The organism is Pseudonocardia sp., assembly GCF_025965585.1.
In the GTDB taxonomy this organism is placed as follows: Bacteria; Actinomycetota; Actinomycetes; order Mycobacteriales; family Pseudonocardiaceae; genus Pseudonocardia.
On the sequence record NZ_JAOPWR010000404.1, the window covers coordinates 1 to 3,566 of the forward strand.

The 3,566-nt window shown below is 73.9% G+C and carries 5 protein-coding genes; 4 read left to right on the top strand and 1 reads right to left on the bottom strand.

The annotated features are described in order from the left end of the window. Positions 1 to 274: 274 nt before the first annotated feature. The 4 genes from JWR81_RS25005 to JWR81_RS25020 all read left to right on the top strand — a co-directional run bounded on the left by JWR81_RS25005 (position 275) and on the right by JWR81_RS25020 (position 2,430). Complete coding sequence (locus tag JWR81_RS25005) at positions 275 to 784, top strand: hypothetical protein (protein ID WP_297658058.1); 510 nt, start codon at positions 275 to 277, stop codon at positions 782 to 784. 61 nt (positions 785 to 845) lie between these two features. Then, positions 846 to 1,199 carry a YbaB/EbfC family nucleoid-associated protein gene (locus tag JWR81_RS25010; protein ID WP_297658061.1) on the top strand — a complete coding sequence of 118 codons (354 nt, stop codon included), beginning with the start codon at positions 846 to 848 and terminating at the stop codon, positions 1,197 to 1,199. Further along, positions 1,196 to 1,513: a type VII secretion target gene (locus JWR81_RS25015; RefSeq protein WP_297658065.1), complete on the top strand. Its 318-nt coding sequence runs from the start codon at positions 1,196 to 1,198 to the stop codon at positions 1,511 to 1,513. The genes JWR81_RS25010 and JWR81_RS25015 overlap by 4 nt, the downstream gene beginning before the upstream one ends. Then, positions 1,510 to 2,430 carry a hypothetical protein gene (locus JWR81_RS25020; protein WP_297658068.1) on the top strand — a complete coding sequence of 307 codons (921 nt, stop codon included), beginning with the start codon at positions 1,510 to 1,512 and terminating at the stop codon, positions 2,428 to 2,430. Before JWR81_RS25015 ends, JWR81_RS25020 begins: the two co-directional genes overlap by 4 nt. Here the strand turns inward: JWR81_RS25020 and JWR81_RS25025 are convergent. Next, positions 2,417 to 3,271 carry a DMT family transporter gene (locus JWR81_RS25025; protein ID WP_297658071.1) on the bottom strand — a complete coding sequence of 285 codons (855 nt, stop codon included), beginning with the start codon at positions 3,269 to 3,271 and terminating at the stop codon, positions 2,417 to 2,419. The genes JWR81_RS25020 and JWR81_RS25025 overlap by 14 nt on opposite strands. Positions 3,272 to 3,566 lie beyond the last annotated feature (295 nt).

Here is a 3,566-nt window from a genome sequence, read left to right on the forward strand (position 1 = left end):
GCACAGGTGGCACTGCACGAGCGCCCCGTCGCGGACGACGGTGGCGAGCGGCGCGTAGTACGGCGTGCCGTCCGCGAGCACGGCCACCACGGCCTGCATCCGTCGCCGGACCGGGCCGATCTCCCGGAACGCTTGTGCTGCGGCAGCGGTCACCGAAACCCACCTCCCACTAGTCACACTGAGACTAGAGGGGAGGTGGGCCGCAGGTACAGACCATCCCGTCAGGTGATCCGCGGATGCGTGGACATACGGGTACTCCTGCCATGATGGCGACATGACCCGGCTGTCCGTCGCCGTCCGGCCGCCCGCCGGCGTCGTGGCGTACCTGCGTTCGCTGCCGCGAGCCGAGATGGCAGGCGTGACCTGGTCGGCACCGGAGCAGTGGCTGGTGAAGCTCCGCCCCCTCGGACATGTCGCCGATAGGCTGGTGGATCCGCTGGTCGAAGCCCTGTCGGACGAGCTGGGCGGCGCGCCGGCCGTCGACTGCGTGCTCGGCCCCGCGACCGTCCTGGTCGGCGGCCAGTGGCTCGGCGCTCCCGCCGCCGGGCTCGATGACCTCGCCGCCGCCGTCTTCGACGCGACGGTCGGCCAGGTTCCCGTGACCCACCCGCAGCCGTTCCGCGCCGACGTCGTCCTGGCGCGCGGGCGCGTGCCGAAGAACCTGGCCGGGCAACCGGTGAGCTGCCACTGGACGGCCGATGCGGTGGCACTGGTGGCCGACCGTTCCGCACCGGGCCGGCCCCACCTGGTGGACCTGACGGAGTTCCCGCTGTCACCGGGCTGACCGTGCTCGAGTTGTGCCGAACGGCCACGAGAACGGGCCCTCGCCGCCTACATTCCGCGGCATGGACGGAGAGCGGTGGTTGGCCTCCTATCGGGGCCGGTTGAGCGAGATCGGAGCACGGGCGGCCCGGGCGCAGGACGCGCTCGCCTGCGTCCGTGCCACGGCCTCGAGCAGGGACGGGGCGGTCACGGTCACCGTCGATCCCGCAGGTGCGCTGCAGGGCCTGGTGCTGTCGGAACACAGTGCGGGTCTGAGCCGCGCTCAGCTCGCCACGGCGGTGCTGGCCACCGCGCGGGAGGCCCACGCCGCCGCCGCGCGGCAGGCCCACGCGGCGGTCGCGCCGCTGATCGGGGAGGACAGCGAGGCGATGCGGGTGCTGCGCAGCCAGCTCCTCGATCCGGAGGAGGCGCGATGAACGACGGGTTCCGCGTCGACGACGCGGCGATCGCGGCGCACATCGGCACCGTCGACGCCATGGCGTCGCGGGTGCAGGTCGCCGCCGCGGCCGGACGGCCACTCGACGTCGACGCGTACGGCCTGGTCGGGCAGCTCTTCGCCGGCGCGGCGGCCGAGGCGGCGGCCACCGGTTCGGCCGCGGTCGGGGACCTCGCCCGGCAGGCGACGGCGCTGGTGGAGGGCCTGCGGACGTCGCGAGCGGCCTATCTCGACGCCGACGCGCGCAACGGTGCCGTCCTGGCCTCCACCCGGCCCCCGAGCGGGCAGCGATGAGCAGCGACCCCGAGACGCTCGTCGCCACCCCGGAGCACGAGCGGGCCGAGCCGCTCGACAACCTCGAAGGCGCCGGCGCCCTGTCGAGCTGGGCCGACGTGCACACCGCGCTGCAGGACCCCGACGCGTCCCGGATCAGCTTCGCAACGCTGGGTGCGGGTCTCGACTCGCTGGGGGCCATCGCCGACCCCTTCTCCTCGCTCCTGTCCTCCGCGATCGGCTGGGCGATCGAGCACGTGTGGTTCCTCCACGAGCCGCTGGACGCGCTGGCCGGTGATCCGAAGCGGATCGAGGCGCAGGCGCAGACGTGGCGGAACGTGTCGCGGGCGTTGTCGTCGGCGGCGGGCGACCTCCGCGGGGCGGTCCCCGCTGCCACGGTCTGGTCGGGCGCCGCCGGAAACGGCTACCGCGCCGCCGCGGGGGGTTACGCCGGTGCCCTCGACGGGGTGGCCGTCCGCGCGGAGGAGCTCGCCGCACTGGTGCTCGGCACCGGTGCCGCGGTCGGCACCGAGCGGGCTCTGATCCGCGATCTCATCGCCGACTTCCTCGCGCGGCTCGTGGAGAAGGCCTTGGCAGCGCTCGTGTCGACCTCCTTCACCTTCGGCGGTTCGGTGGCGGCGTTCCTGCTCGGTGTGGTGGTGGAGGCCGTCATCCTGGCGCAGCGCATCGCCCGCCGGATCTCCCGGCTGCTCGACGCCCTGTCGGACGCCGGTGGCACCGCCGGGCAGCTCGTGGACGGGATGCGGAGCATCGTCCTGGAGGCCCGGACCACGGCCCCGTACATGCAGCAGAGGGCGCGGGAGATCACCGAGATCGCGGATTCGGTACCGATCGAGGAAGCTGTGGAGCTGGGCAAGCAGATCAGCGGGCGGAAGCTCGAGGAGCCGGCCCGGTCCGGGGTAGTCAGCCCAGGCTGAGCACGAGCACCCCCACCAGCACGACCCCCGCCATCACCGCACGCCGGCGACCGAGGTGCTCGCCCAGGAACAGGGCGCCGATCAGCGCGCCGAACACGATGCTCGTCTCCCGCAGCGCGGCGATGGGGGCGAGCGCGCCGCTCGTCTGGGCCCACAGCACCGCGCCGTAGGCCGCGATCGCGACGAGCCCGCCGACGACCCCCGGCACCGCGTACCTGCGCATCTGCGCCGGCAGCGCCCGACCCCGGCGCCCCAGCGCCAGCAGCGGCATCGCCGGGCCCTGCAGCAGGAACAGCCAACCGATGTACGCCGTGAGCGGCGTGGTGGCGACGCCGAGGCCGTCGATCACGGTGTAGAGCGCGATCGTCAGGCCCGTCGCGAACGCCGCCGCGAGCGCCGGCAGCTGCGACCGGCCGATCCGGCCGCCCACGAGCACCAGCCCGGCGAGCCCGGCCGACACCACCAGGACGCCCACGAGCTGCGCGGGCTGCAGGGCCCGGTGCAGAACCAGCAGCGACACGAGCGCCACCACCCACGGCGAGGTGCCGCGGGCCAACGGGTACATCTGGCTGAACTCGCCGAGCTGGTAGGACCCCAACAGGAGCAGGTTGTAGGCCACGTGCGCCGCCGCCGACGCGACGACGTACGGCCACGCCGTCGCGGTCAGCGGTGCGGCCACCGCCACGAGGGCGCCCCCCACGACGACGTCGACGACGCCCATCAGCGCGAACCCCACCAGGCGGTCGCGGACGCCGTGGGCGATCGCGTTCCAGATCGCGTGCAGCAGAGCCGCACCGAGGACGACGGCGATCACGAGCGGGGACAGGGGCGGAACGGCCACGGAGCGGCTCCCGGGTCGAGCCCGCCGGTGAGCGGGCATGACGGATCGAGGAGCCCTCAGGGTTTTTGTCCCGTCAGGTGTGGGCGCACCGGCGACCGGTACGTCCTGGCGCCGCTCGGTCCAGGCCCCGCACACCCCGATTGTGGATCATCGAGAGGCGGGTGGCGGACGGAACCCTAGGCGCAACCACGTGCTGCCCCGACCCTAGCCCGACGACCCCGCTCCCGCCGAACCCGTTTCTCAGCCCAGCTCCACCCGCATTCCCGCGGGCGCGGCGACGTGGGTGACGCGACCG

What these genes read in the sequence shown, in the direction of transcription:
- JWR81_RS25020 (WP_297658068.1), top strand. Translation starts at nt 1,510, where the DNA reads ATGAGCAGCGACCCCGAGACGCTCGTCGCCACCCCGGAGCACGAGCGG.
- JWR81_RS25005 (WP_297658058.1), top strand. Translation starts at nt 275, where the DNA reads ATGACCCGGCTGTCCGTCGCCGTCCGGCCGCCCGCCGGCGTCGTGGCG.
- JWR81_RS25015 (WP_297658065.1), top strand. Translation starts at nt 1,196, where the DNA reads ATGAACGACGGGTTCCGCGTCGACGACGCGGCGATCGCGGCGCACATC.
- JWR81_RS25010 (WP_297658061.1), top strand. Translation starts at nt 846, where the DNA reads ATGGACGGAGAGCGGTGGTTGGCCTCCTATCGGGGCCGGTTGAGCGAG.